Annotated in this window: 18 protein-coding genes; 10 read left to right on the forward strand and 8 right to left on the reverse strand. The window is 63.5% G+C overall.

Annotated elements, in window-relative coordinates:
- The first annotated feature begins 49 nt into the window (after positions 1–49).
- Positions 50–811 (forward strand): GNAT family N-acetyltransferase, encoded by a 762-nt coding sequence (locus tag IGS55_RS13590; RefSeq protein WP_046683713.1) that lies wholly within the window; start codon positions 50–52, stop codon positions 809–811.
- On the opposite strand, the gene IGS55_RS27890 is transcribed toward IGS55_RS13590, so the two are convergent.
- The 3 genes from IGS55_RS27890 to IGS55_RS13605 form a co-directional block, all read right to left on the reverse strand.
- Positions 744–6,209 carry a DUF7379 domain-containing protein gene (locus IGS55_RS27890; RefSeq protein ID WP_268991946.1) on the reverse strand — a complete coding sequence of 1,822 codons (5,466 nt, stop codon included), beginning with the start codon at positions 6,207–6,209 and terminating at the stop codon, positions 744–746. The two genes, IGS55_RS13590 and IGS55_RS27890, sit on opposite strands and share 68 nt — an antisense overlap.
- A 267-nt stretch (positions 6,210–6,476) precedes the next feature.
- A complete protein-coding gene (locus tag IGS55_RS13600) occupies positions 6,477–6,764 on the reverse strand; it encodes a hypothetical protein (RefSeq protein WP_034757399.1) in 288 nt (95 codons plus the stop codon).
- A 180-nt stretch (positions 6,765–6,944) separates the two neighbouring features.
- Positions 6,945–7,637 (reverse strand): ABC transporter ATP-binding protein, encoded by a 693-nt coding sequence (locus tag IGS55_RS13605; protein WP_070219534.1) that lies wholly within the window; start codon positions 7,635–7,637, stop codon positions 6,945–6,947.
- 322 nt (positions 7,638–7,959) lie between these two features.
- Between IGS55_RS13605 and egtD the strand changes: the two genes are divergently transcribed.
- Positions 7,960–8,952: an L-histidine N(alpha)-methyltransferase gene (gene egtD / locus IGS55_RS13610; RefSeq protein WP_230517550.1), complete on the forward strand. Its 993-nt coding sequence runs from the start codon at positions 7,960–7,962 to the stop codon at positions 8,950–8,952.
- Positions 8,953–8,959: 7 nt separating this feature from the next.
- On the forward strand, positions 8,960–10,201 hold the full coding sequence (gene egtB, locus IGS55_RS13615) for an ergothioneine biosynthesis protein EgtB (protein WP_230517551.1): 1,242 nt from the start codon (positions 8,960–8,962) through the stop codon (positions 10,199–10,201).
- Positions 10,202–10,206: 5 nt separating this feature from the next.
- Here egtB and IGS55_RS13620 read toward each other — a convergent pair whose 3' ends face one another.
- The 4 genes from IGS55_RS13620 to IGS55_RS13635 form a co-directional block, all read right to left on the reverse strand.
- Positions 10,207–11,799: a methyl-accepting chemotaxis protein gene (locus IGS55_RS13620; RefSeq protein ID WP_230517552.1), complete on the reverse strand. Its 1,593-nt coding sequence runs from the start codon at positions 11,797–11,799 to the stop codon at positions 10,207–10,209.
- A 168-nt stretch (positions 11,800–11,967) separates the two neighbouring features.
- Complete coding sequence (gene leuA, locus IGS55_RS13625) at positions 11,968–13,674, reverse strand: 2-isopropylmalate synthase (RefSeq protein WP_230517553.1); 1,707 nt, start codon at positions 13,672–13,674, stop codon at positions 11,968–11,970.
- A 351-nt stretch (positions 13,675–14,025) separates the two neighbouring features.
- Positions 14,026–14,313, reverse strand: a complete 288-nt coding sequence (locus IGS55_RS13630) for a barstar family protein (protein ID WP_230517554.1) — start codon at positions 14,311–14,313, stop codon at positions 14,026–14,028.
- 77 nt (positions 14,314–14,390) lie between these two features.
- The gene (locus tag IGS55_RS13635) at positions 14,391–14,834 is read right to left on the reverse strand and encodes a hypothetical protein (RefSeq protein ID WP_230517555.1); all 444 of its coding nucleotides are present in this window, start codon (positions 14,832–14,834) and stop codon (positions 14,391–14,393) included.
- Positions 14,835–15,018: 184 nt separating this feature from the next.
- Between IGS55_RS13635 and IGS55_RS13640 the strand changes: the two genes are divergently transcribed.
- The 6 genes from IGS55_RS13640 (at position 15,019) to IGS55_RS13665 (ending at position 22,177) form a co-directional block, all read left to right on the forward strand.
- Complete coding sequence (locus tag IGS55_RS13640) at positions 15,019–15,930, forward strand: patatin-like phospholipase family protein (protein WP_230517556.1); 912 nt, start codon at positions 15,019–15,021, stop codon at positions 15,928–15,930.
- Positions 15,931–15,989: 59 nt separating this feature from the next.
- Entirely contained in the window at positions 15,990–16,397 is a 408-nt protein-coding gene (locus tag IGS55_RS13645; protein WP_034786036.1) for a GlcG/HbpS family heme-binding protein, read from the forward strand.
- Between the two features lie 295 nt (positions 16,398–16,692).
- Positions 16,693–17,871, forward strand: a complete 1,179-nt coding sequence (gene carA, locus IGS55_RS13650) for a glutamine-hydrolyzing carbamoyl-phosphate synthase small subunit (RefSeq protein WP_230517557.1) — start codon at positions 16,693–16,695, stop codon at positions 17,869–17,871.
- Positions 17,864–21,094, forward strand: coding sequence for a carbamoyl-phosphate synthase large subunit (gene carB / locus IGS55_RS13655; protein ID WP_230517558.1), 3,231 nt, complete (start codon positions 17,864–17,866; stop codon positions 21,092–21,094). The genes carA and carB overlap by 8 nt, the downstream gene beginning before the upstream one ends.
- A gap of 163 nt (positions 21,095–21,257) precedes the next feature.
- On the forward strand, positions 21,258–21,734 hold the full coding sequence (gene greA / locus IGS55_RS13660) for a transcription elongation factor GreA (protein WP_034757428.1): 477 nt from the start codon (positions 21,258–21,260) through the stop codon (positions 21,732–21,734).
- Positions 21,734–22,177: a DUF4149 domain-containing protein gene (locus IGS55_RS13665; protein WP_230517559.1), complete on the forward strand. Its 444-nt coding sequence runs from the start codon at positions 21,734–21,736 to the stop codon at positions 22,175–22,177. Before greA ends, IGS55_RS13665 begins: the two co-directional genes overlap by 1 nt.
- 195 nt (positions 22,178–22,372) lie before the next feature.
- Here IGS55_RS13665 and IGS55_RS13670 read toward each other — a convergent pair whose 3' ends face one another.
- Positions 22,373–22,843 (reverse strand): YhbY family RNA-binding protein, encoded by a 471-nt coding sequence (locus tag IGS55_RS13670; RefSeq protein WP_010397237.1) that lies wholly within the window; start codon positions 22,841–22,843, stop codon positions 22,373–22,375.
- Positions 22,844–22,885: 42 nt separating this feature from the next.
- Between IGS55_RS13670 and IGS55_RS13675 the strand changes: the two genes are divergently transcribed.
- Positions 22,886–23,569 (forward strand): RlmE family RNA methyltransferase, encoded by a 684-nt coding sequence (locus tag IGS55_RS13675; protein WP_034757436.1) that lies wholly within the window; start codon positions 22,886–22,888, stop codon positions 23,567–23,569.
- The last annotated feature ends 67 nt before the right edge of the window (positions 23,570–23,636 follow it).

The following is a 23,636-nucleotide window of genomic DNA, read 5'->3' on the forward strand; positions in this document are numbered from 1 at the left end:
ACATATTAGGCAAGTACGCTGGAGCCGTCTTGATCACAGGGATGAAACCATGCAAAACATAATCGCATCAAACGAAGCCAAGGCCCGTCCGGTCCAACTGGTGCTGAGCCAGGCCACGACAGCGGCGGAATTGCGCGAAGTGCAGCGTTTGCGTTACAAGGTGTTTATCGAGACCATGGGGCTGACGTCGCTGGCGAACGCCGATGGCCTCGACAGCGATGAATTCGACGCGCACTGCGATCACCTGATCGTGCGCGACGCCGATACCCTGAAAGTGGTGGGCACCTACCGCGTGCTGAGCGCGGCCAAGGCGGCCAAGATCGGCCGGCTGTATTCGGAAAACGAGTTCGACCTGAGCCGCCTGAAGAACCTGCGCGGACGCATGGTCGAAGCGGGCCGCGCCTGCATCCATCCGAAATACCGGGGCGGCAGCGTGATCATGCTGCTGTGGTCGGGCCTGGCCGAGTACATGCGCCGCGAGCGCTGCGACTACCTGGTCGGCTGCGCCAGCATCAGCCTGGCCGATGGCGGCCATAACGCCGTCGCCGTGTACCAGGCGCTGGCCGAAAAGCACATGGCCCCAAGCGAATACCGCGTCACGCCGCATCTGCCTTTCCCCATCCACCAGGTGGAAGCGGCGCACAAGCCGCAAGTGCCGCCGCTGATCAAGGGTTACCTGCGTTCGGGCGCCTGGATTTGCGGCGAACCGGCGTGGGATCCTGATTTCGAAAGCGCCGACATGTTCATGATGATGCCGCTGGCGAATCTGGACGAACGCTATGCGCGCCACTACGGGGTAGTACCTGGCTGATAGCGGGGAATGATGCCTGCAGCTGGCCGGCCAGCGCCTGCACGGCGCTGCGCAAGCCGGTGTCCGGGCTGTCGGACGGCAGCAGGTCGAGCAGGAAGCGCAGCGGCGCCGTGATCGTTTCGGGTTCGCCGATGCTGCCGTGGCGCCGCACGGCGTCGTGGTACAGGGCCAGAAAGGCGGCGCGCGCGGGCGCGTCGAAGGGCTGGCCGTCCGGCACCTGCCACAAGGCCGCCAGCAGGACGGCGCGCACGGGGGCGCCGGCGTCGATGGCGCGGTGTTCGTCCGCATGGCGCTGGCGCGCATAGGCGATGGCGTCGTGCAGCAAGTCGCCCAGCTGCGGATCGAGCGCGCGCCAGGCGCCGCCGTCGCCATGGGCTTTCAGCAGCAGGGCCCCCGCCAGCACCTGGAAAATCAGGTCGCAGTCGGCCACGCCGCTGCGCCGCCGCGCTTCTTCCAGCGCGGCCATGCAGGCATCCGTCATGGCGCGCAGGGCCGGCGCGCCCGAGTTTCCTTCGCGGCAGGCCAGGCGTGCCTGCAAGGCCCAGTAGCGTCCCAGCAGGGCCAGGCGCTGTGCCGTGGGCGCCAGCGCCACCAGCAGGTCGATATGCTGTTTTCCATCCTGCAGCAACTGGCGTCCCTGCGCCATATCGGGCACGGCCGGCACCTCGATGCCGGCGCCCGCATCGAGGCCGCACAGGGCCGCGCCCTGGCGTATCTCCAGTTCCGCCCAGTGCGCCAGCGCGCGCAAGCCCACCTTGCCGTCGGCCGCGCTGTGCGCCGCCCGGTAGTGTTCGATGGCGCGCAGGGTGTTCTCCAGTCCACCGAGGCCGGCGCGCGTGGCGGCCATGTTTTCGCGGATGTCGGCGCAGCCGAAGAAGCGCGCACGCACGGCTTCCTCGATGCTGCCCAGCTTTTCCTCGATGGCCGCGCGGCGTGCAGGATCGGCGCCGGCCAGGCGCGCGTGCAGGGTTTCCAGGTCGGCCAGCAAATGGCCGTGGTAGTGGTAGTCGGGCGCTTGCCAGGGCCGGCTCTGGGTGTTCGGAAAGCGGTAGCGGTCGTCGCCGTACGCCTGGTAGGCGCCCCAGGTGTTCGAGGCCGGGAACTGCAGGTACGCCGCCTCGCGCGCCAGGCGCACGGCGTCGCCGAAATATTCGCCGCTCAGCATGGCGTGATAAAAGCTGTGCGCGAAGATGCTGGCCGCCTGGTCGTCGATGCGCCAGCCGGCCGCGATCACGGCCTGCGAACCCATTTCAATGAAGGCCGTGGCCAGGCTGGCGGCCAGTTTCGACCACGGCGCGATGGCGTCCGGGCGCATGTCGCCCAGGTGGCAGCAATTGATGAAGACGAATTGCGGCACGCGCTTCAATTTACCCACCTGCGCCGCCGTCAGCCGCGTCTTCGGTCCCAGCACCAGGCCCGTATGGGCGATGCCGGGCCCGGCCACTTCGCCATGGCCGGCCAGGTGGATGGCGAAATAGCGCTCGTCGAACAGGTGCACGAGCACGCGCTGGGCCTGCGGGCGCAGCAGCTCGCGCACCTGGTAGCCGTACGTGCCGAACATGTGCGCCACGTCCTGCGCCTCGGCCTGCGCGGCGGGCAGTTCGGGCAGGCCGGAATCGGTGTCGCCGATCACCAGCACGCTGTTGCTGGGCGGGCTGACGGCGGATGGCTGCTCGCGCAGGCTGGCCAGCTGGCGCACCATGCCGATGCGCGTCGACAGCGGGCTTTCCTCGCTGCCCGCCTCGTCGCGCATCAGTTCCCACGGATAGATGGCGGCGCTCTGGTCGACGGCCAGGATCAGGCCGCGCATTTCGGGGATGGCCGCCTTCAGGCCATTGGGCAGCATCAGTTCGTACAGGGCGCGCGACAGGCCCGGCTGGTCGGTGGTGTTGTCGGTGGCATCCATGATCAGGCCATCGACGGCTTGCCGCTGGTTCGGCTCCTCGTCGACGCTGTTGTGGGCGCGGTCCGTCAGCACGGTGAAACGCAGGGCGCCGGAGAGGTCGGCGGCGACGATCTGCACGCGGCGCCAGCCATTGTCGCCGCTCAGGCTGGGCAGGATGCGCCGGTAGCCGCCCGGGCTGTGGCGGATGCGCCGCTCGAACGTGAAGCTGCCCTGGTAGCGCGCTTCGGCCATGATCTGCTCGATGGCCACGGCGGCGGCGATGGCGCGCGCCTCGGACTGTTCGTAGATGGCGATGTGGCCGATGCGGCACGCCATGCCCGCGTCTTCCAGGCGCCGGTTGGCGCTGCGCGCGCCGTCGATCAGGGCGCGCGCGCACAGGGCGATGCTCAAGCCGCCATAGCCGGAACCGGACAACAGGCTGGCCACGCGCAGGCCGTGTTCGCCCATCGGCGGCGCGGCCACGTGGCCGGCGGCGCGCACCTGCAGGCAGACGCACGCGTATTCGAGCAGGCCGCCGGCAAAGGCGCGCGCCAGTTCGCCCGGCGTCAGTTCTCCCAGCGCGCCCAGGCCGATGACGATGGCGCCGCCGGGCCGGCGCGCCGCATCGGGCTGCAACACCACGAGGGCGGAGTCGGGGCGTTGCGGAAAGCGGCCCAGCGCGTGGATTTCCTGCAGCTTGCCCGCCAGCAGGCGGTCGAGAAAACTCATGCTGCCGCGCAGCGATTCGGACGCGTAGCAGCCGCTCATGACGGGCGCGTCGGCCGAGGCCATGCTGCCGTGGATGACGGATAGGCTCAGTTGCGGCGCGCGGCTTTCCGGCGCGCTGGCCGGGCCGGCGGCGCCGATGGCCGCGTCGAGCAATTCCTGCGGCTGCGGATACAGCGGCGTCGCCTCTGGCACGTAGGGGTGGAAGCGGGGCGGGGCGCCGCCGGGCGCATGCGGCGGGTGGCGCGGCAGGGCTGCGGCATGGCCGCTGTCGAGCAGCTGCGCGATGGCCGGGTAGGTTTCCTTTTGCAGCAGCAGGTCGCCATGCGCGACCGGCAGGTAGCAAGCGGCCACGCCGTCGGGCACCGCGCCTTGCCAGGCCGTGCGGCCATCGCCGTCCGGCGACCAGGCCGTCTCGATGCCGCCGTCGCGCAGGCGCAGCGCCACCGGCGTGGCGGCGCAGCCGGCCAGGTAGCTGCAAAGGCGGGCCTCGAGCGGTGCCGCTTCCAGCAAGGCGACGGTGGCGCGCGCCGCCGCCAGCGCTTGGGCCTCGGGCGCCTGCCAGCCGCCGGGCAGGTTCGCTTGCGCGTCGCCGGCGGCCAGCTGGGCCCATGTACTGGCGTCGAAATAATCGACACCGCCTGCCGCCTGCGGCCACGGCAGCATGTCCAGCACGCCGGGAAAGGCGCGCACGAAGCCGAGAAACTGGCGCCGCGTGTGCTTCCAGCCTATCCAGCAGGCCAGCATCCGCACCAGCCGGTCGCGCCCCAGCAGCACTTGCACCATCGCCTGCGTGCCGCGGTTGGCCGTGCCCACCTGCAGCAATCGGCTGCCGGGCAGGGCACCGAAGCGCTGCCAGCGGTCTTTCAGGGCCAGGCGTGCAACCAGCCCGCCCATGCCGTGGGCAACGATGCGCAACGGTTGTCCGCGCTGTTCGGCGTCGCGCATGGCGTCGTCGAGCACGGGCAGGAAGGCGCGGCACGACTCCTGCAGCGAGAGGCGCCAGTCATAGGTAAAGGGCCGCACTTCCTGGCTTTGCGCGAGAAAGCGGGCAAACGGTTCATAGCACGATTCGATCCAGCCGGCGCTGATGATGTGCGGCTGGCCCACTGCCAGGCGTTCGATGCGCCCTTCGACCAGGTTGACGGGGTCGAACCAGATGCGGTTGCTGCCCACTTGCAGATGGCTGCCCATGATGTCGGGCAAGAGCAGCACGATGGGCGCGTGCGCGCGCCGTTTCGGCACTTCGCCGCCGCGCGCCAGCGGGCCGTGCTCGATGCCGGGCAGCGGCTGGTAGGCTGCCTCGTCACCGGTGAGCGCCTGCACGGCGGCCTGGCTGGACGGCGCGCGCTCGAAGTAGTTCAGGTGATGCGTGTGCGGCCCGCGCAGCAGCAGTTGCCGCACCGGCGTGCTGCGCGTGGCGCCGCCGGCCATCGAGGCGCAATTGACCACCAGGTCGTTCTGCCCGCCGTACAGCTGGTCGCCGAGGCAGTCGCCCAGCCAGCCCAGCAAGCCATCGCCGCTGCAGGCGCCGGCCAGCACGTGCAGCGGACTGGCCACGCGCACGTCGGGCGCGTTGAGCAGCGCCACCAGGGGCGAGTCGGGCATCATCGCTTCCAGGCCGGGCAGGATGCGCGCGTCGCAGCGCTGCCGCACCACGGCCAGCAGGAAGGCCATGGCGCCATCGGGAACGCCGCCGTGCAGCAGCAGGTTGAACATCACGCTGGCCCAGCGGTCGAGGCGGCCCGACATCAGGGTGGTGCCGCGCGCCGGGCAGGCCACGCGCACGAAGCGGGCGATGCGGATGGCGCGCGTCTTCAGTTCCACGCTGAGCGCGCGCAGGCGCGCCGCATCCTCGTCGTAGCCGCCGCGTCCGCCCAGCCGCGCCTGCGCCGTGAAATGCTCGATATCGTGGCTGTTGAACGCTTCGCCGCCCACCGTGTTTTCGCTCAACCGCTCGAGGCCGTCGCCGGCCAGGTCGACGGCGCCGCGGCTGTCGATGCGCTGCGCGCGCGCCAGCAATTCGCCCACCAGGCCGCCGCGCGAATGGGCCAGCAGGTGCAGCACGGCGCCGTGCGGCAACTGGCGCACGAGCGCCAGCGCATTCTCGATGGGGCTGTCGCTGAGGCTGCGGTGCTCATAGCCGTAGATGCGGTTGCCGTACTGCGCCGCCAGTTGCGGCGCCATGCCGTTGCGCCACAGGCCGCCAAAGCTGCGCTGGGTCGACGAGGCCGTGCCGTGCAACAGCAGCAGTACCGGTTCCGGCCCGGCGGGCAGGCTGGCGACGGACGTCATGCTGCCTGCCTCGATGCCGCAGCGGTACAGGCCCAGGCGTTGTTCCAGCTGGCGGTCCTGGAAGGCGCCCGCCGCCGCCAGCGCCGTCATGGCGGCGGCGCCGCAGCGGTACACGCGCACGGCCCGCAGCATCCAGGCGCCCAGGCCGTCGCGGCTGGCGCCGGGCGGCTGGCGCGCCGCTTGCGGGCGCAGGGCCAGCCCCACTTCGATGCTGGCGGGCGCACCGTCGCGCGCCACCGTGACCGGACCCAGGTAGCGCGGCAGGTCGAGGCTGCCCGCCAGCAGCGAACTGCCGTCGCACAGCAGCAGTTGCACCACGTCGTCGGGGCCGAGGTCGAGCACGGTGCGGCAACTGCCGATGCCGCGCGCGCTGGATAGCACATGCGTTTCGGCGTGCCAGCCGGGCGCGGCGGGGCAGTCGCCGGCGCTGGCGAGGGGGTCGCGCGTGAGCGTCAGGCGCAGCACGGGCGGCGCAAGGGGATCGCTGGACATGCGGTTGGGATCGCTGGTTAAAAGCTGACCTTGATGCCTGCGGCGACTATGCGTGTTGTGTCAGATCAAGTTTGAGTGGAAATGCAGGGGGAGAAGCCGGGAGGGCTGGAGCGGCAGGGCAGAGAAACGGTCAGCATGGTTTGGGCTGGGTCTCTTCGCTATCGTGCTCGGATGTTGTGCGGTGAGCGAACTACGCGAATTGTATGGCAAAAGTTCATTGCGCCGGGAACCTGGGGTACCTGGCATGGCATTACAACAGCGGGCAAGTTAATGGACTGGCGTGGCGGACAGTTCCTTCAGTTCGCGGATGGTGATGTCCGATTTTTCATGCATGCGCAATAAAATCGTTGCACCGACCGACAGTTTGCCGTGTCGAATCTTGCTGATGATGGGAGGCTGAACTTCCAGGACACGGCACAATTCCGCATCATTTTTCAAGTTCAACTTCTCGATCAAGGTATCGAGCAGCTTGTTGGGGACAAAACTCGATGGTTCGAGCGCACGCGCCCGGTTCATCGCTTCAATCATTTCCAGCTTCTTTTGCCGAACGTTCATTTACTCCTCCTTCAGGTTATGCAAGGGACGAGACCGCTGTATGCGGTCCCGGCTAAAGTTCGTCATCGCAGTACGGCTGTCTGAGGTGACGTGACAACATGCGCGTTACAACATTGATAACCAGGCAAGTGTTTTCAATAATACTACGATAACAAAACTTGTGACAGATGGTCAGTTAAATTAACTGATTGTTTGATCAATTTGGTTGACCGTTGTTGTATTTTGTAAGCCGCTTTTCGTCAGAATCATGGTCCGGTCCGCCATTTCAGCGGCGGCCAGCGAATGCGTGACCATGATCGCGCAACTGCCGTTGGCCTTGATTTCGGCGCGCAGCAATTGCAGGATGCTGTGCGCCGTGTCAGGGTCGAGGTTGCCGGTGGGCTCATCGGCCAGCACCAGCGCCGGCTTGTGCACGAGCGCGCGGGCAATGGCCACGCGCTGCATCTCGCCGCCCGACAACTGCTGCGGAAAGTCGCCGCCGCGTCCGCCCAGACCGACGGCCTCGAGCATGCTGGCGGCACGCTCCTGGGGCAGTCCGTTAAGCAGCAGCGGCAGGGCCACGTTTTGCAGCAGGGTCAGGTGCGGCAAGACGTGGAAGGCCTGGAAAATAAAGCCCATGCGGGCGCGACGCAGCCGGGTCGCGGCGGCGTCATCGAGGCTGGACATGGCAATGCCGTCCACCAGGATAGGGTGCGCTTCGGCACCCGCATCGGGCGTATCGAGGCCGGCGATCAGGTTTAGCAAGGTCGACTTGCCCACGCCCGAATCGCCCATGATGGCGATGAATTCCCCGGCCTTGAAGCGGCAGGAAATGTTGGCCAGCACGGGACGGGCATTGGCATAGGACTTCGACAGATGGCGCAATTCGAGCATGGTGATCTTGATTAATAACGGCTATCGTAAAGGGAGGCACGCGGGGGAGAGGGGGGCCTGGGAACTGCAATGGCGCGCGGATTGTTTGGCCGGCAATGTGTAGTATACGACAGCCTTATCATTTTTGCTGGGTAATACCAATTTTATGTGCACGCCGGCTGTTTGACCTTAAGTTACCTGCCGCACGGCTGGCTTGTGCGGATTCCGCTATGATGGAAAAAAGTCATCGGCAAGGCGCCTGCAAACCGCTATGGCAGGGGCGGCGCGCCCGTTGGCTGACCGTGCAAGCCCTTCGTGAACCTAACATTGACGACGCCAGCCCATGACCATGCCACTTGCGCAACAGCAGTCCAATTTGTATCCCGCCAGCAACGCAGAAGCGGCCAGCGCCACTCCTGCCACGATAGCCGAGATCAGCAGCGGCCTGCTGGCGCGCGATGCCTGGACCTCGCCCAAATACCTGTACGACGCGCTCGGTTCGAAACTGTTCGAAGCCATCTGCGCCTTGCCCGAGTACTATCCGACGCGCACGGAAGCTGCCATCTTCTCCCGCCACGGCGCCGAAATCGCGCATGCCGTGGGGCCGGGCAGCACCCTGATCGACCTGGGCGCGGGCAATTGCGCCAAGGCCGCCAGCCTGTTCCCGCTGCTGCACCCGGCCCAGTACGTGGCCGTGGATATTTCCTACGAATTCCTCAGTGAATCGCTGAGCCGGCTGCAGCAGCGCTTTCCGCACATCGAGATGACGGGCCTGGGCCTGGATTTCTCCAGCCGCCTGGACTTGCCCGACAGCGTGCGCGACGCGCGGCGATTGTTCTTCTACCCCGGCTCGTCGATCGGCAATTTTGCGCCTGAGCAAGCGACCGCCTTTTTGCGCCGCCTGCGCGCGAATGCGGACGGCGATGGCGGCCTGCTGATCGGCGTCGACCTGATCAAGGATGACGCCATCCTCGACGCCGCCTATGACGATGCGCTGGGCGTCACGGCCGCCTTCAACCTGAACATGCTGCGCCATGTGAACGGCCTGATCGGCGCCGACTTCGACGTGCGCGCGTGGCGGCACCACGGTTTTTTCAACGCCGACGAGCGCCGCGTCGAAATGCACCTGGAAGCGCGCAGCGAGCAGTTTGTCCATTGGAAAGGCGGCCAGCGGCGCTTCGCGAAAGGCGAGCGCATCCATACGGAAGACAGCTACAAATACACGCGCGCCACCTTCGTCGGCTTGCTGGAACAGGCCGGATTTTCCACCGTGCAAGTCTGGACGGACCCGCAGCAGTGGTTTGCCGTGATTTACGCACGCGTGATCAGGGATTAAGAGACAGATGCTGATCGATCACTACAACAAGGTACGCCAGCGCTCGCTGCTGCTGGCCGAACCGCTGTCCGACGAGGATTGCGGCGCCCAGTCGATGCCGGACGCCAGTCCCGTGAAATGGCATCTCGCGCATACGACCTGGTTTTTCGAAACGTTTATCCTGGAAAGCATGGAGGCGGCGTTCGCGCCATTCCACCCGGCCTTCCGCGTGCTGTTCAACTCGTATTACAACGGCGTGGGCGAGAAGCACCCGCGCGCCCAGCGCGGCTTGCTGACGCGCCCCGGCATGGCGCAGGTGCGCGCTTACCGGGCCGACGTCGATGCGCGCATCGCGCGCCTGCTGGCGGGCGAACTGGCGCGCGACGAGCGTGAACGGCTGACCATGCTGCTGGCGCTGGGCCTCGAGCATGAGCAGCAGCACCAGGAGTTGCTGTTGACGGACGTCAAGCACCTGCTGGCGCAGAGCGCCCTGTTTCCCGCTTACCTGGATAGCGTGGACAGCGCGGCGCCGCCAGCGCGGCAAGCCGCGCAACCCACGGCCTGGCTCGCCTTCGACGGCGGCCTGGCGCAGATCGGCCATGCGGGCGATGGCTTCTGTTTCGATAATGAATTGCCGCGCCACCCGCAATACGTGGCGCCGTTCGAACTGGCCAGCGCGCTCGTGACGAATGGGGAATTTCTCGCCTTCATCGAGGCGGGCGGCTACCGCACGGCGCATTTGTGGCTGGCCGAAGGCTGGGACTGGGTACGCAGCCAGCAGCTGGCATGCCCGCTGTACTGGCGGCGCGACGAGGCGGGACACTGGCAGGAATTCACCTTGTTCGGCTTGCGTCCGCTCGACCTGCGGGCGCCGGCCACGCATCTGTCCCTGTTCGAGGCGGACGCCTATGCGCACTGGGCTGGCGCGCGCCTGCCGACGGAAGCGGAGTGGGAACTGGCGGCGCAAGGCGTCGCCGTGGAAGTCGGCCAACTGCATCCGGCCGCCGGCGCGCCGGGAACGGGCTTGCGGCAAATGTTCGGCCACTGCTGGCAGTGGACCAGCAGCAGCTACGCGCCGTATCCGGGCTACCGCACGGCGCCCGGGGCGCTCGGTGAATACAACGGCAAGTTCATGCTGAACCAGTATGTGCTGCGCGGCTCGTCCTGCGCCACGCCGGCCGGCCATGCGCGCGCCAGCTACCGCAATTTCTTCCCGGCCGGCGCGCGCTGGCAGTTCTCCGGCATCCGCCTGGCACGCCAGGTGGAGTAATCGGCTTAGTGCAAACGCGGGACAGCGGGTGAGGGCACTTTGCCACCGGCGTTCTGTTCCAGCTTGAACTGGCTGACGAGGGTTTCCAGTTCGCCCGCCTGTTCATGCATGGCCGCCGCAGCCGCGGCCGCTTCCTCGACGAGGGCCGCGTTTTGCTGCGTCGTCTGGTCCATCTGCATGATGGCGGCATTGATCTGCTCGATGCCTTCGCTTTGCTCGTGGTTGGCGACGCTGATTTCACCGACGATGGCGCTGACCCGGCCCACGCTGGCCACCACTTCATCCATCGTGGCGCCCGCCTGGCTGACCAGCTGCGCGCCCTGGCCGACCCGGTTGACGGAGTCGGCGATCAGTTCCTTGATTTCCTTGGCGGCCGCGGCCGAGCGTTGCGCCAGGTTGCGCACTTCGGATGCGACCACGGCAAAGCCGCGACCCTGTTCGCCGGCACGCGCTGCCTCGACGGCCGCGTTCAAGGCCAGGATATTCGTCTGGAAAGCGATGCCGTCGATGACGGCGATGATGTCGACGATCTTGCGCGACGAGGCATTGATGGCGTCCATGGTGCCGACCACTTCCGCCATGGCCGAGCCGCCGCGCTGCGCGATGGCTGACGCCGAGCGGGCCAGGCTGTCTGCCTGGCGCGCATTGTCGCTGTTGCTGCGCACGGTGCCCGTCAGTTCGATCATCGACGAGGCCGTCTCTTCCAGCGCGCTGGCCTGCGCTTCCGTGCGGGCCGACAGGTCGGCATTGCCGCTGGCGATCTGGCTCGACGCCACGGCGATCGTGCCCGTGCCGCCGCGCACTTGCCCCACCAGGGTGGCCAGGTTGGTGTTCATGTCGCGCAGCGCCTGCAGCAGCTGGCCCGCTTCATCCTTGCCGTCGGCCACGATCTTGCTGCTCAAGTCGCCTCCGGCCACGGCTTGCGCCACGCGCAGGGCATACGCGATCGGCGTGGTGATCGAGCGCGTGACCCGCCACGCAAAGAGCACACCCAGCAGCAGGGCGGCCGTGCCCAGGCTGGCCATCAGCACATTGGCTGCGGAAATATTCTGTTTGATTTGTTGGCCGCCCTGCACGACCACTTCGCGCTGGAGTTCATTGAGGCGGTTCACGGACTTTTGCAATTGATTCAGGGCGGGCAGGGTATCGTCGCGCACGTGCGCGGCCGCTTCCGCGCGCTGTCCCGCCACCAGCAGCTTGTCGGCCTGGCTGAACGAGACGACATAGGCCTTGCGCTGCTGCTTCAGGGTGGCCAGCAGTTCCTTGCCTTCAGGCAGCACGATCAGGCGGTCGAGGATGGCCAGCGCATCGGTGATGGTGGCCTTGTTGGCGTCGATTTCGCCGTGGATGGCGTTGGCGCGGGCCGGATCTTCATGGATGAACAGTTCCAGCACCAGTGCCGCGTTCGAGCGCGTGGTGCTGCGGATGGTGGCGATGGCGTCGGCCTTGGCCCAGTCTTTCTCGATGATGGACTCGCTGAGCGCACCGATCTTGTCCAGCCGGAACAGGCCCGTTCCCACCAGCACTGCCATCAGCAGCAGCACCACGCCAAAGCCGGCACCCAGGCGCGCGCCTATCTTCATATCCGTCAATTTCATACTGATTCCCTCGGTAGCTAATGATCTGTCCCCGGTGGTCTTATTATGAGTCGATTATACGGCGCGTGATACTTCTTTTGCAGCAACAATTGCCTTGCGGAAATGAAAAAGCGGCACGGCGATCAAGCCGTACCGCTTTTTTTTCCTGTGCGAGAGGGAACGCAGTCCTTAGACGGCGCTCGCCGCCACGTCGGCCGCTGTTGTTTTTTCGGCGTCCGTCTGCTTGATGCGGCGGTTCACGGCCGACAGCACGGCCTTGAACGAGGCGGTGACGATGTTGCTGTCGATGGCGGCGCCGAACAGGGTCGGGCCGTTATCGAGGCGCAATTCCACGTAGCACGCCGCTTGCGCGTTGGCGCCGGAACCGATCGAGTGCTCGTGGTAATCCATCAGCTTGATGTCGAGACCGAGCGCGTTGACGAAGGCATCGATGGGGCCGTTGCCGCCGCCTTGCAGGGCCAGCGGCGTCTGGCGGTGCGACAGGCTGATGTCGATTTGCACGGATTCGTCGCTGCTCGTGTCTTCCACCATGCGGTGCGAAGCGTAGGCGTACGGCGCCGTCTGCTCCAGGTATTCCTTCTGGAAGATCTCATGGATATCCTGCGCGGCGATTTCGCGGCCCGTGGCGTCGGCCACGGCTTGCACGGCGCGCGAGAATTCGATCTGCAGGCGGCGCGGCAAGACCAGGCCGTATTCCTGTTCCAGCAAGTACGCCATGCCGCCCTTGCCGGACTGGCTGTTGACGCGGATCACGGCGTCGTAGCTGCGGCCGAGGTCGGCCGGGTCGATCGGCAAGTACGGCACTTCCCAGATGCTGTCCGGTTGTTGCTTGGCGAAACCTTTCTTGATCGCATCTTGGTGCGAGCCGGAAAAGGCCGTAAATACCAGGTCGCCCGCATACGGGTGGCGCGGGTGGACGGGCAACTGGTTGCACTCTTCCACGCATTTGCGCACGCTGTCGATGTCGGAGAAATCGAGGCCCGGGTGCACGCCTTGCGTGTACAAGTTCATCGCCAGCGTCACCAGGTCGACATTGCCCGTGCGCTCGCCATTGCCGAACAAGCAGCCTTCCACGCGGTCGGCGCCCGCCATCACTGCCAGCTCGGCCGACGCGACGGCCGTGCCGCGGTCGTTATGCGGGTGTACGCTGATGATGATGGAATCGCGGCGCGCCAGCTTGCGCGACATCCATTCGATCTGGTCCGCATACACGTTGGGCGTGCTGCATTCCACGGTCGACGGCAAGTTGATGATCATCTTGTTGGCCGGCGTCGGCTTCCAGATGGCGCTGACGGCGTCGCAGATATGCTTGGAGAAATCGAGTTCCGTCGTCGAGAACGATTCCGGCGTGTATTCAAAGCCCCATTCCGTTTGCGGATGCTGGGCCACCAGCTGTTTTACCAAGGTGGTGCCGGTGGTGGCGATATTCGTGATTTCTTCGCGCGACATGCCGAACACGACCTTGCGGAACACGGGCGCCACGGAGTTGTACAGGTGGACGATGGCGCGTTTGGCGCCGACGACGGATTCCACCGTGCGGCGTATCAATTCTTCACGCGACTGTGTCAGCACGATGATGGTGACGTCGTCCGGGATGCGGCCTTCATCGACGAGCTTGCGCACGAAATCGAAATCCGTCTGCGACGCCGATGGGAAACCCACTTCGATTTCCTTCAGGCCGATGGCGATCAGCATCTCGAAGAACCGCAGCTTCTTTTCCGCGCTCATCGGCTCGATCAGCGACTGATTGCCGTCACGCAAGTCGGTGCTCATCCAGATAGGCGGTTTGCTGATGATCTGGTTCGGCCATTGACGGTCGGTCAATTTAACTGGAGGAAAGGCGCGGTATTTGGAAGCTGGGTTTTGCAACATCATGATCGGGTACTCCTGAAGATAGGGGGAATCAATGGTTGTGGCGCAAGCTTGCCGGGCGGCCACGAGACACTAGGCCAGGCAAGCGATCGGTAGCGGTAGCAGAGCGGCTGCGATGCCAGCGGGGGCGGTCGCAGTGGGGATTACGTGTACGAATGGGGATGGTGCAAACATCATCAAACCTTCCAGGGTTTTTGAAACACGCCGGCGTGTGGCCAGGCGAAGCAAAGCGGCAAACTTATGCGCGTGCTAGGTGTAGTCGCGATAGCGACAGCAGGGAAGGGGATGGATGTTTGAAGGAGGACATGCACCCAATGTAAGGGAAGTCGGGCCGGGCTGTCAAGCGTTTCCGTGCTACACGTAAAGCACGTGCGCTGCCACGTCCGGCATTTCCTGTGCCATGCGCGCCAGGATGCGCTGCAGGATGGCGGCTTCGCCGGGCAGGCGTGCGGCAAAGGCTGTCCACCCGCGCAGCTCGATCTGTTGCGGCATATCCACCAGGCCCGTGACGGCATCCCAGAACGCATCCCAGTTCATGCCATAGAAGGAAGGGAAGCCCAGCGCGGTAGCCAGGGCCGCATGCAGCTGGCGCGGTGAGTTGATGTCGCTCAAGTCGATTGTCACGAGGGCTTGTCGATTCATACTATTTCCTTGAGCAAGTTCCGCAGGTTTTCGCGCATGCCGCCCTTGACCGTTTCGGTAAAATGGACTGGATACAGCTACGGCGCCGATTTTTGACAGCGTGCGGAAAATTGCATGGCGGCGCTGTTTTCAAAGGGGGAATTGAACTCGCCCCTTACTTGCGTCAAGTCGCTGCTAAAGCGCATGGTCAGCGGTCCGCTGGCCGGCCCCGCGTCGTATGTGCAAGACAGGTTGTCGCCGCTTTGCCGGCAGCCGTAGAAGTTGCCCGCTTTGCCGCGCCCGTCAATCAGGTGGGTGCCTTGCGCGCCATGCCGGTCGGGGGCGTCGAAGCTGAGCTCTATCGTGTGCTCCTCCTGATCATTGGGAATCTGCAGCTTCCCCGTACACGTAAAACCCTCCATTTTTGCCGCGATGCTATCGGGTTGCTCCGTCGCCGCGACGGCGTTGGCGCAGCTTGCAGCCAGCAGGGCGGCAGCGAGCAAGCGTGGGGGCGCGATGAGGCGGAACAGGTCTGTTTTCATAAGTCGCCAAATGGAGGTGGGGAGGGGGAGGCCAGGCGCCAGTCTAGCAGCCGCAGGGGTGCGCACGGTTCGGAGCATTGTCATTTGTAAACATTTAAGACCGCCTTCAGTGCGGGCGGCCCCGCTTGCGCTACAATCGGCTCTCCTTTATTGCCACTGCCGCGCGCGGTTCCCCCTCTCCACCATGTTCCCTAAACGCCTGACCCTGCTTGCTCTGGCCGCCTTTGTGCTGGCCGGTTGCGATACCACCGCCCCGAAACCGATACAAGTATTGACGCCGCCCGAACCCATCGTCGTCACGCCGCGCAAGATCAAGATTGGCCTGGCCCTGGGCGGCGGCGCGGCGCGCGGTTTCGCGCATATCGGCGTGATCAAGGCGCTCGAATCGCAGGGCATCCAGGCTGACATCGTCACCGGCACCAGCGCCGGCAGCGTGGTGGGCGCCCTGTATGCGGCGGGCAATTCCGGCTTTGCCCTGCAAAAGATGGCGTTCGACATGGACGAGGCGGCCATTTCCGACTGGGCCTTGCCCCTGTTCGGCAAGTCGTCCGGCGTGCTCAAGGGCGAGGCGCTGCAAAGCTACGTCAACAAGGCCGTCGGCGGCGTGCCGCTGGAAAAACTCAAGATTCCATTCGGCGTGGTGGCGACCGATCTGAAAAATGGCCAGCCGATCCTGTTCCAGCGCGGTAACACCGGCATGGCCGTGCGCGCCTCGTCGGCCGTGCCCGGCGTGTTCCAGCCCGTGACGATTGCCGGCCACACCTATGTCGATGGCGGCCTCGTCGCTCCCGTCCCCGTGCGCTTTGCGCGCGACATGGGCGCCGATTTCATCATCGCCGTGAATATTTCGTCGCAAACGGATACCCAGAAAGCCATCAGCTCGATGGAAGTGCTGATGCAGACGTTCGCCATCATGGGCCAGCGCATCAATCAGTTTGAATTGAAAGATGCGGACGTGGTGATCCAGCCCAGCCTGGGCACCATGAAGGGCAACGATTTCAATAGCCGCAACCAGGCGATCCTGGCGGGCGAGCAGGCGACCTTTGCCGTGATGGCACAGCTCAAGCAAAAACTGAAAGCCAAGCGCGAGCAGTAAGCGATCGCGCCGCCGCGCATTTCGTATACAATTTTGTTTCAACATAACAAGGATGCACCATGCAATCGAAACCGATTTTGACCCTGGACGACGTAAAGAAAATCGCTGCCGCCGCCGAAGCGGAAGCGGTCAAGAATAACTGGGCGGTCACGATCGCCATCGTCGACGACGGCGGCCACCTGCTGTGGCTGCAGCGCATGGATGGCGTGGCGCCGATCTCGTCGCATATCGCCCCATCGAAAGCCAAGACGGCCGCGCTGGGCCGCCGCGAATCGCGCATCTATGAAGAGATGATCAACGGCGGCCGCGTGTCGTTCCTGAGCGCGCCGGAAATCGACGGCTTGCTCGAAGGCGGCGTGCCCATCGTGTTCGACGGCCACTACGTGGGCGCCGTCGGCGTCTCGGGCGTCAAATCGGCGGAAGATGCGCAAATTGCCAAGGCGGGCATTGCCGCTCTGACGGCCTAAGTAGTAGCCGCAGTTGCAGAACCAGCCGCCTCGCGCAAGCCGGGCGGCTTTTTTCATGGGGCGCAGGATTTATGCTGCCGCGCAAAAAAATGCCGGGGCTTCCGTATTTTCTTCCTTGTGGAAAAGCTTCCTTTTGGTTATAATTCAAAGGTTTAGCCAATCACACATATACCGTAGCGACTACCCATCCCCTCATTCAAAATGACCGTTGAAACACCCTGAGTGCATCTGGCTCGGGTATCTAGGCGGTCGGTCTGACGTGGCGCAGCTACGGTAACTTTATCAGGAGTTGCCCTTGCCGCCATTTTTTTCTGGCCCTGCCGTTCCAGCCATATTAGCGCTTGCTGATGGAACGATCTTTAAAGGTTTTTCGATCGGTGCCGCCGGTCATACCACGGGCGAGGTTGTTTTCAACACCTCGATGACCGGGTATCAGGAAATCCTTACCGACCCAAGCTATTGCCGCCAGATGGTCACCCTGACCTATCCGCATATCGGCAATACGGGCGTCAATCCGGAAGACGTCGAATCTTCCAAGGTACACGCCGCTGGCCTCATCATCCGCGATCTGCCATTGCTGGCATCCAATTTCCGTTCCACCCTCTCCCTGTCCGATTACCTGAAAGCTGAAAATATCGTCGCCATCGCCGGCATCGATACACGCAAGCTCACGCGCATCCTGCGTGAAAAAGGTGCGCAGGGCGGCGCCATCCTCGTCGGTACGCAAGGCAACGAGCCATCTAGCGCCCAAGCGCTGGAACTGGCCCGCTCCTTCCCCGGCCTGGCCGGCATGGACCTGGCCAAGGTAGTCTCAAGCAAGGCTGCCTACGAATACCGCGAAACGGAATGGACGCTGGGCGCAGGCTATGGCCAGCTGGCTGACGCGGACGCGAAATACCACGTGGTCGCCTTCGACTACGGCGTCAAGCGCAACATCCTGCGCATGCTGACGGCACGCGGCTGCAAAGTCACCGTGCTGCCTGCGCAAGCGACGGCCGCCGACGCCCTGGCACTGAACCCGGACGGCATCTTCCTGTCGAACGGTCCCGGCGACCCGGAACCGTGCGACTACGCGATCGCGGCCACCAAGGAACTGATCGAGAAGGGCATCCCGACCTTCGGCATCTGCCTCGGCCACCAGATCATGGCGCTCGCTTCCGGCGCGAAAACCTTGAAGATGAAGTTCGGCCACCATGGCGCCAACCATCCGGTGCAGGACCTGGAAACGAAACAGGTCTTGATTACCTCGCAAAACCACGGTTTCGCAGTCGACGCGGCTACCTTGCCCGCGAATTGCCGCGTGACCCATGAATCGCTGTTCGACGGTTCCCTGCAGGGCTTTGCCCGCACGGACAAGCCGGCCTTCTGCTTCCAGGGCCACCCTGAAGCGTCGCCGGGCCCGATGGATGTTGCTTACCTGTTTGACCGCTTCATCAACTTGATGGCTGCGGAGGAGAAAAAGAAAAATGCCTAAACGTTTAGATATTAAAAGTATTCTGATTATTGGCGCTGGCCCGATCGTGATCGGCCAGGCCTGCGAATTCGATTATTCCGGCGCGCAAGCGTGCAAGGCCCTGCGCGAAGAGGGCTACAAAGTTATCCTGGTCAACAGTAATCCTGCGACCATCATGACGGACCCGGAAATGGCCGATGTGACCTACATCGAACCGATCACCTGGTCGGTCGTTGAACGCATCATCGCCAAGGAGCGTCCTGACGCGATCCTGCCGACGATGGGCGGCCAGACGGCGCTGAACTGCGCGCTGGACCTGTTCAACAATGGCGTGCTGGCGAAATACAACGTCGAGCTGATCGGCGCTTCGCCGGAAGCCATCGACAAGGCGGAAGACCGTTCGAAATTCAAGGACGCGATGACCAAGATCGGCCTCGGTTCGGCCCGTTCCGGCGTGGCGCACTCGATGGAAGAATCGTGGGCCGTGCAGCGCACGCTGGGCTTCCCGACCATCATCCGTCCATCGTTCACCATGGGCGGTTCCGGCGGCGGCATCGCCTACAACGAAGAAGAATTCGAAACCATCTGCAAGCGCGGCCTGGAAGCTTCGCCGACGAAAGAGCTGCTGATCGAAGAATCGTTGTTGGGCTGGAAAGAGTACGAGATGGAAGTGGTGCGCGACAAGGTGGACAACTGCATCATCATCTGCTCGATCGAAAACCTCGACCCGATGGGCGTGCACACGGGCGACTCCATCACGGTGGCGCCTGCGCAAACCCTGACGGACAAGGAATACCAGATCATGCGCAATGCCAGTCTGGCAGTGCTGCGCGAGATCGGCGTCGACACCGGTGGCTCGAACGTGCAATTCTCGATCAACCCCGTCGATGGCCGCATGATCGTCATCGAGATGAACCCGCGCGTATCGCGTTCGTCGGCCCTGGCATCGAAAGCGACGGGCTTCCCGATCGCCAAGATCGCCGCCAAGCTGGCCGTCGGTTTCACCCTGGACGAGCTGCGCAATGAAATCACGGGCGGCGCCACGCCGGCTTCGTTCGAGCCGTCGATCGATTACGTCGTCACGAAGATCCCCCGTTTCACGTTCGAGAAATTCCCGACCGCCGACCACCACCTGACGACGCAGATGAAATCCGTCGGCGAAGTGATGGCCATCGGCCGTACCTTCCAGGAATCGTTCCAGAAAGCCTTGCGCGGCCTGGAAGTGGGCGTGGACGGCATGAACGAAAAAACCAAGGACCGCGAAAAGATCGAAGAAGAACTGGGCGAGCCTGGTCCTGAGCGCATCTGGTACGTGGGCGACGCATTCGCCCAGGGCTTTACTTTGGAAGAAGTGCACCAGCTGACCAAGATCGACCCATGGTTCCTGATCCAGATCAAGGAAATCGTCGACCTGGAACTGTGGCTGGACACGCAGAAGCTGGAAAACCTGGACAAGAACACCTTGTACAAGCTGAAACAGAAGGGTTTCTCGGACCGCCGCCTGGGCTTTTTGCTGCAGACGACCGACACGGCCGTGCGCCAGCAGCGCCATGCGCTGAACATCCGTCCCGTCTACAAGCGCGTCGACACCTGCGCGGCCGAGTTCTCGACCGACACGGCGTACATGTATTCCACGTACGACGAAGAGTGCGAATCGAACCCGACCGACAAGAAAAAGATCATGGTGCTGGGCGGTGGCCCGAACCGTATCGGCCAGGGTATCGAGTTTGACTATTGCTGCGTCCACGCTGCCCTCGCCATGCGCGAAGACGGCTACGAAACCATCATGGTCAACTGCAACCCGGAAACCGTGTCGACCGACTACGATACCTCGGACCGTTTGTACTTCGAGTCCCTGACCCTGGAAGACGTGCTGGAAATCGTCGCCATCGAAAAACCGGTCGGCGTGATCGTGCAGTACGGCGGCCAGACGCCATTGAAACTGGCGCTGGACCTGGAAGCGAATGGCGTGCCGATCATCGGCACCTCGCCCGACATGATCGATGCGGCCGAAGACCGCGAACGTTTCCAGCAGATGCTGCACAAGCTGGAACTGCGCCAGCCGCCTAACCGCACCGCGCGCACGGAAGCCGACGCTCTGGCGCTGGCGCAGGAAATCGGCTACCCGCTGGTCGTGCGTCCATCGTACGTGCTGGGCGGCCGCGCCATGGAAATCGTCCACGAGCAACGCGACCTCGAGCGCTACATGCGCGAAGCCGTCAAGGTCTCGCACGATTCGCCGGTGCTGCTGGACCGCTTCCTGAACGACGCCATTGAATGCGACGTCGATTGCATCTCCGACGGCGAAACGACGTTCATCGGCGGCGTGATGGAACACATCGAACAGGCTGGCGTCCATTCGGGCGACTCGGCTTGCTCGCTGCCACCGTACTCGCTGGCGCCGGAAACCATCGAAGAACTGAAACGCCAGACGGCGCTGATGGCCAAGGGCTTGAACGTGGTCGGCCTGATGAACGTGCAGTTCGCGATCCAGAAACAGGAGATCGATGGCGAAATGAAAGACGTCGTCTTCGTGCTGGAAGTCAATCCGCGCGCGTCGCGCACCGTGCCTTTCGTCTCGAAAGCCACCGGTCTGCAACTGGCGAAGATCGCCGCGCGCTGCATGGTCGGTCAATCGCTGGCCTCGCAAGGCATCACGCAGGAAGTCGTGCCGCCTTACTTCAGCGTCAAGGAAGCCGTGTTCCCGTTCGTCAAGTTCCCTGGCGTGGACACCATCCTGGGCCCTGAAATGAAATCGACGGGAGAAGTCATGGGCGTGGGCCTGACGTTCGGCGAAGCGTTTGTGAAATCGCAACTGGGCGCCGGCGTCAACCTGCCAAAATCGGGCAAGGTCTTCATCAGCGTGAAAGCGTCGGACAAGCCGCGCGCCGTGCAAGTGGCGCGTGACTTGGTCGAGTCCGGTTTCACCGTGGTCGCCACCAAGGGTACCGCCGCCGTGATCGCTGCTGCCGGCATCGCCGTCACGCCAGTGAACAAGGTGATTGAAGGCCGTCCGCACGTGGTCGACATGATCAAGAACCATGAAATCGTGCTGGTGATCAACACCGTGGAAGAAAAGCGCAGCGCCATCGTCGATTCGCGGGCTATCCGCACCTCGGCCCTGGCGTCGCGCGTGACGACTTACACCACCATCGCGGGCGCGGAAGCGGCCGTCGAAGGCATCCGTCACCTGGATGAGCTGCGTGTGTACGATTTGCAAGGCCTGCACAAGACCTTGAACTAAGTGCGTTTGCAGTGACCGCCGTTAGGCGGTACACTGCATGCTTATCAACCACAGAGTTCCGTGCAGAGCAGCGCGCGGCCTCTGTGGTTTTCACTTGGTAAGTCCGTTAACCGTGGCACAACACGGACAACGGCGCCGATAACTAGCAGATAGTAGAGATAACATGACCTCAGTCCCATTGACCAAATACGGCGCAGAACTCTTGAAAGAAGAGCTGCATCATTTGAAGACCAAGGAACGCCGCATCGTCATCGATGCGATCGCCGAAGCGCGTTCGCACGGTGATTTGTCGGAAAACGCCGAGTACGATGCCGCCAAGGAGCGCCAGGCGTTCGTCGAAGGCCGCATCGCCGAACTCGAAGGCAAGCTGGGCGCAGCGCAAATCATCGACCCGACCGCGCTCGACGCGGAAGGCCGCGTGGTGTTTGCCTCGACCGTGAACCTGGAAGACCTGGAATCGGGCCAGAAAGTCACGTACCAGATCGTCGGCCTCGATGAAGCCGATCTGAAAATGAACAAGGTTTCCGTGACGTCCCCGATCGCCCGCGCGCTGATCGGCAAGTACGCCGGCGACGTGGTGGAAGTGCAGGCGCCGTCCGGCCCGCGCGAATACGAAATCCTGGAAGTGCTGTACATCTGATGCTCGCCCGCGTGCGCCTCCTCGTTGCCGCCCTGTGGGCCGGCAGCTTGTGGACCATCGGCTTCATCGTCGCGCCCACCCTGTTCGGCACCTTGAGCGACAGAGTGCTGGCAGGCAATATCGCCGGCAGCATGTTCCGCGCCGAGGCCTGGCTGTCCATCGTCTGCGCCTTGATACTGCTGGCCCTGCTGCAATGGGCGCCCGGCGCGCTGGAACTGAAACGCCGCCGCCTCTTGGGCGCGCTGGTGCTGTCCATGCTGGTGTGCGCGCTGCTCAGCCATTTCGGCATTTCGCCGCTGATGGCCGAACTCAAGGCGCAAGCGCCGTCGGGCATCATGGACGAGGCCATGCGCAGCCGCTTCGGCATGCTGCATGGCGTGTCGACCGTGATCTTTGCCGTGCAAAGCTTGCTGGCGGGCGTGCTGATCTGGAAGCAGCAGTAATTGCTGTGCTTGTCGGATTACGCGCTGCGCGCTAATCCGACCTGCATGACAACACGTAGGTCGGATTAGCGAGGCCGTAGGCCACGCGTAATCCGACAAATGCCGCAGCGGCAATAAAAAAGCGGAGCAGGGGATATCCCGTGCTCCGCTTCTTGTTTCAAGCCCGGCCGCCTCGCGGTGGCCGGGTGAACAGGCTTACTTGCTGCCCAGTGCGCTTTTCTTGGCGCTTTTCTGACGTGGCTTGGCACGCTTGATGGAACCGCCTTCGGTAACGCGCTCATTGCCCTTGATCATGACTTTCGTCACGCTCGGGCGCTTGGTGCCGCTGGCGCTGGCCTTGACGATGGTCACTTCGCGCATGCCTTTGCCGGCGCTGACCTTCTCCTTAACCACTTCTTTTTTCGGACGGTAGATTACCAGCAGTTTGCCAATATGTTGTACCGGGGCGGCGCCGAGATTGCCGCAAATCGTATCGTACATTCCGACGCGGGCTTCGCGGTCGTCGCCGAACACGCGGACTTTAATCAGACCGTGCGAATCCAGGCCAAGGTCGATCTCTTTGAGGACAGCAGGTGTCAAGCCCGCTTCGCCAATGATGACGATAGGCTTCAGCGCGTGTGCTTCGGCGCGCAGTGCGCTGCGCTCTACGGGTGTAAGTTTTAGCATAATAATATTTAGTAATTCCCTTAAAAGCAGTATTCTACGCGAATGGCAAAGAAGAAATTAAACAAAAACTGGTTGCACGACCACATAAATGATCCTTATGTGAAGTTGGCGCAAAAAGAGGGCTACCGCGCCCGGGCAGCATACAAGCTCAAAGAAATCGATGAAGACGAGAAACTGATCAAACCTGGCCAGGTGATCGTCGACCTTGGTTGCACTCCTGGCAGCTGGGCCCAGTACACGCGGCGCAAGCTGGCCGGCAAGGACGGCGGCGGGGTCAATGGTACCCTGATTGGCCTGGACATGCTGGAAATGGAACCGATCGCCGATTTCCACTTCATCCAGGGCGACTTCCGCGAAGCGCGCGTGCTGCGCCAGCTGGAAGTGGTGTTGCAGGGACGTAAGGTCGACCTGGTTTTGTCGGACATGGCGCCCAACCTGTCGGGCATCGCCACGGCGGACGCCGCGCGCATGGAACACCTGATCGACCTGGCCATTGAATTTTCGCAATTGCACCTGAAGCCGTCTGGCGTGCTGCTGGTGAAATGCTTCAAAGACATGGGTTTCAGCCAGATCGTGGAGAAATTCCGTGCTGAATTCAAAGTCGTGGTGCAGAAAAAGCCCAAGGCCAGCCGCGATAAATCGTCGGAAATCTTCCTGATGGGGCGTGGAATCAAGAATCCGCTGAAAAATGCCGTTGAAGAAGATGATTCCGCCCTTGATATTTAAGAGGGAATCCGCACATGGGAACGAGAAGTGCAGTAGCGTCTGATGGTATAAAAGCCTAAATTGTTTA

It is taken from the genome of Janthinobacterium sp. EB271-G4-3-2 (genome assembly GCF_020858035.1).
Taxonomy (GTDB): Bacteria; Pseudomonadota; Gammaproteobacteria; order Burkholderiales; family Burkholderiaceae_D; genus Janthinobacterium; species Janthinobacterium aestuarii.

Coding starts and splice junctions, on each gene's coding strand:
- IGS55_RS13590 (WP_046683713.1), top strand. CDS start 50: ATGCAAAACATAATCGCATCAAACGAAGCCAAGGCCCGTCCGGTCCAA.
- IGS55_RS27890 (WP_268991946.1), bottom strand. CDS start 6,209: ATGTCCAGCGATCCCCTTGCGCCGCCCGTGCTGCGCCTGACGCTCACG.
- IGS55_RS13600 (WP_034757399.1), bottom strand. CDS start 6,764: ATGAACGTTCGGCAAAAGAAGCTGGAAATGATTGAAGCGATGAACCGG.
- IGS55_RS13605 (WP_070219534.1), bottom strand. CDS start 7,637: ATGCTCGAATTGCGCCATCTGTCGAAGTCCTATGCCAATGCCCGTCCC.
- egtD (WP_230517550.1), top strand. CDS start 7,960: ATGACCATGCCACTTGCGCAACAGCAGTCCAATTTGTATCCCGCCAGC.
- egtB (WP_230517551.1), top strand. CDS start 8,960: ATGCTGATCGATCACTACAACAAGGTACGCCAGCGCTCGCTGCTGCTG.
- IGS55_RS13620 (WP_230517552.1), bottom strand. CDS start 11,799: ATGAAATTGACGGATATGAAGATAGGCGCGCGCCTGGGTGCCGGCTTT.
- leuA (WP_230517553.1), bottom strand. CDS start 13,674: ATGATGTTGCAAAACCCAGCTTCCAAATACCGCGCCTTTCCTCCAGTT.
- IGS55_RS13630 (WP_230517554.1), bottom strand. CDS start 14,313: ATGAATCGACAAGCCCTCGTGACAATCGACTTGAGCGACATCAACTCA.
- IGS55_RS13635 (WP_230517555.1), bottom strand. CDS start 14,834: ATGAAAACAGACCTGTTCCGCCTCATCGCGCCCCCACGCTTGCTCGCT.
- IGS55_RS13640 (WP_230517556.1), top strand. CDS start 15,019: ATGTTCCCTAAACGCCTGACCCTGCTTGCTCTGGCCGCCTTTGTGCTG.
- IGS55_RS13645 (WP_034786036.1), top strand. CDS start 15,990: ATGCAATCGAAACCGATTTTGACCCTGGACGACGTAAAGAAAATCGCT.
- carB (WP_230517558.1), top strand. CDS start 17,864: ATGCCTAAACGTTTAGATATTAAAAGTATTCTGATTATTGGCGCTGGC.
- greA (WP_034757428.1), top strand. CDS start 21,258: ATGACCTCAGTCCCATTGACCAAATACGGCGCAGAACTCTTGAAAGAA.
- IGS55_RS13665 (WP_230517559.1), top strand. CDS start 21,734: ATGCTCGCCCGCGTGCGCCTCCTCGTTGCCGCCCTGTGGGCCGGCAGC.
- IGS55_RS13670 (WP_010397237.1), bottom strand. CDS start 22,843: ATGCTAAAACTTACACCCGTAGAGCGCAGCGCACTGCGCGCCGAAGCA.
- IGS55_RS13675 (WP_034757436.1), top strand. CDS start 22,886: ATGGCAAAGAAGAAATTAAACAAAAACTGGTTGCACGACCACATAAAT.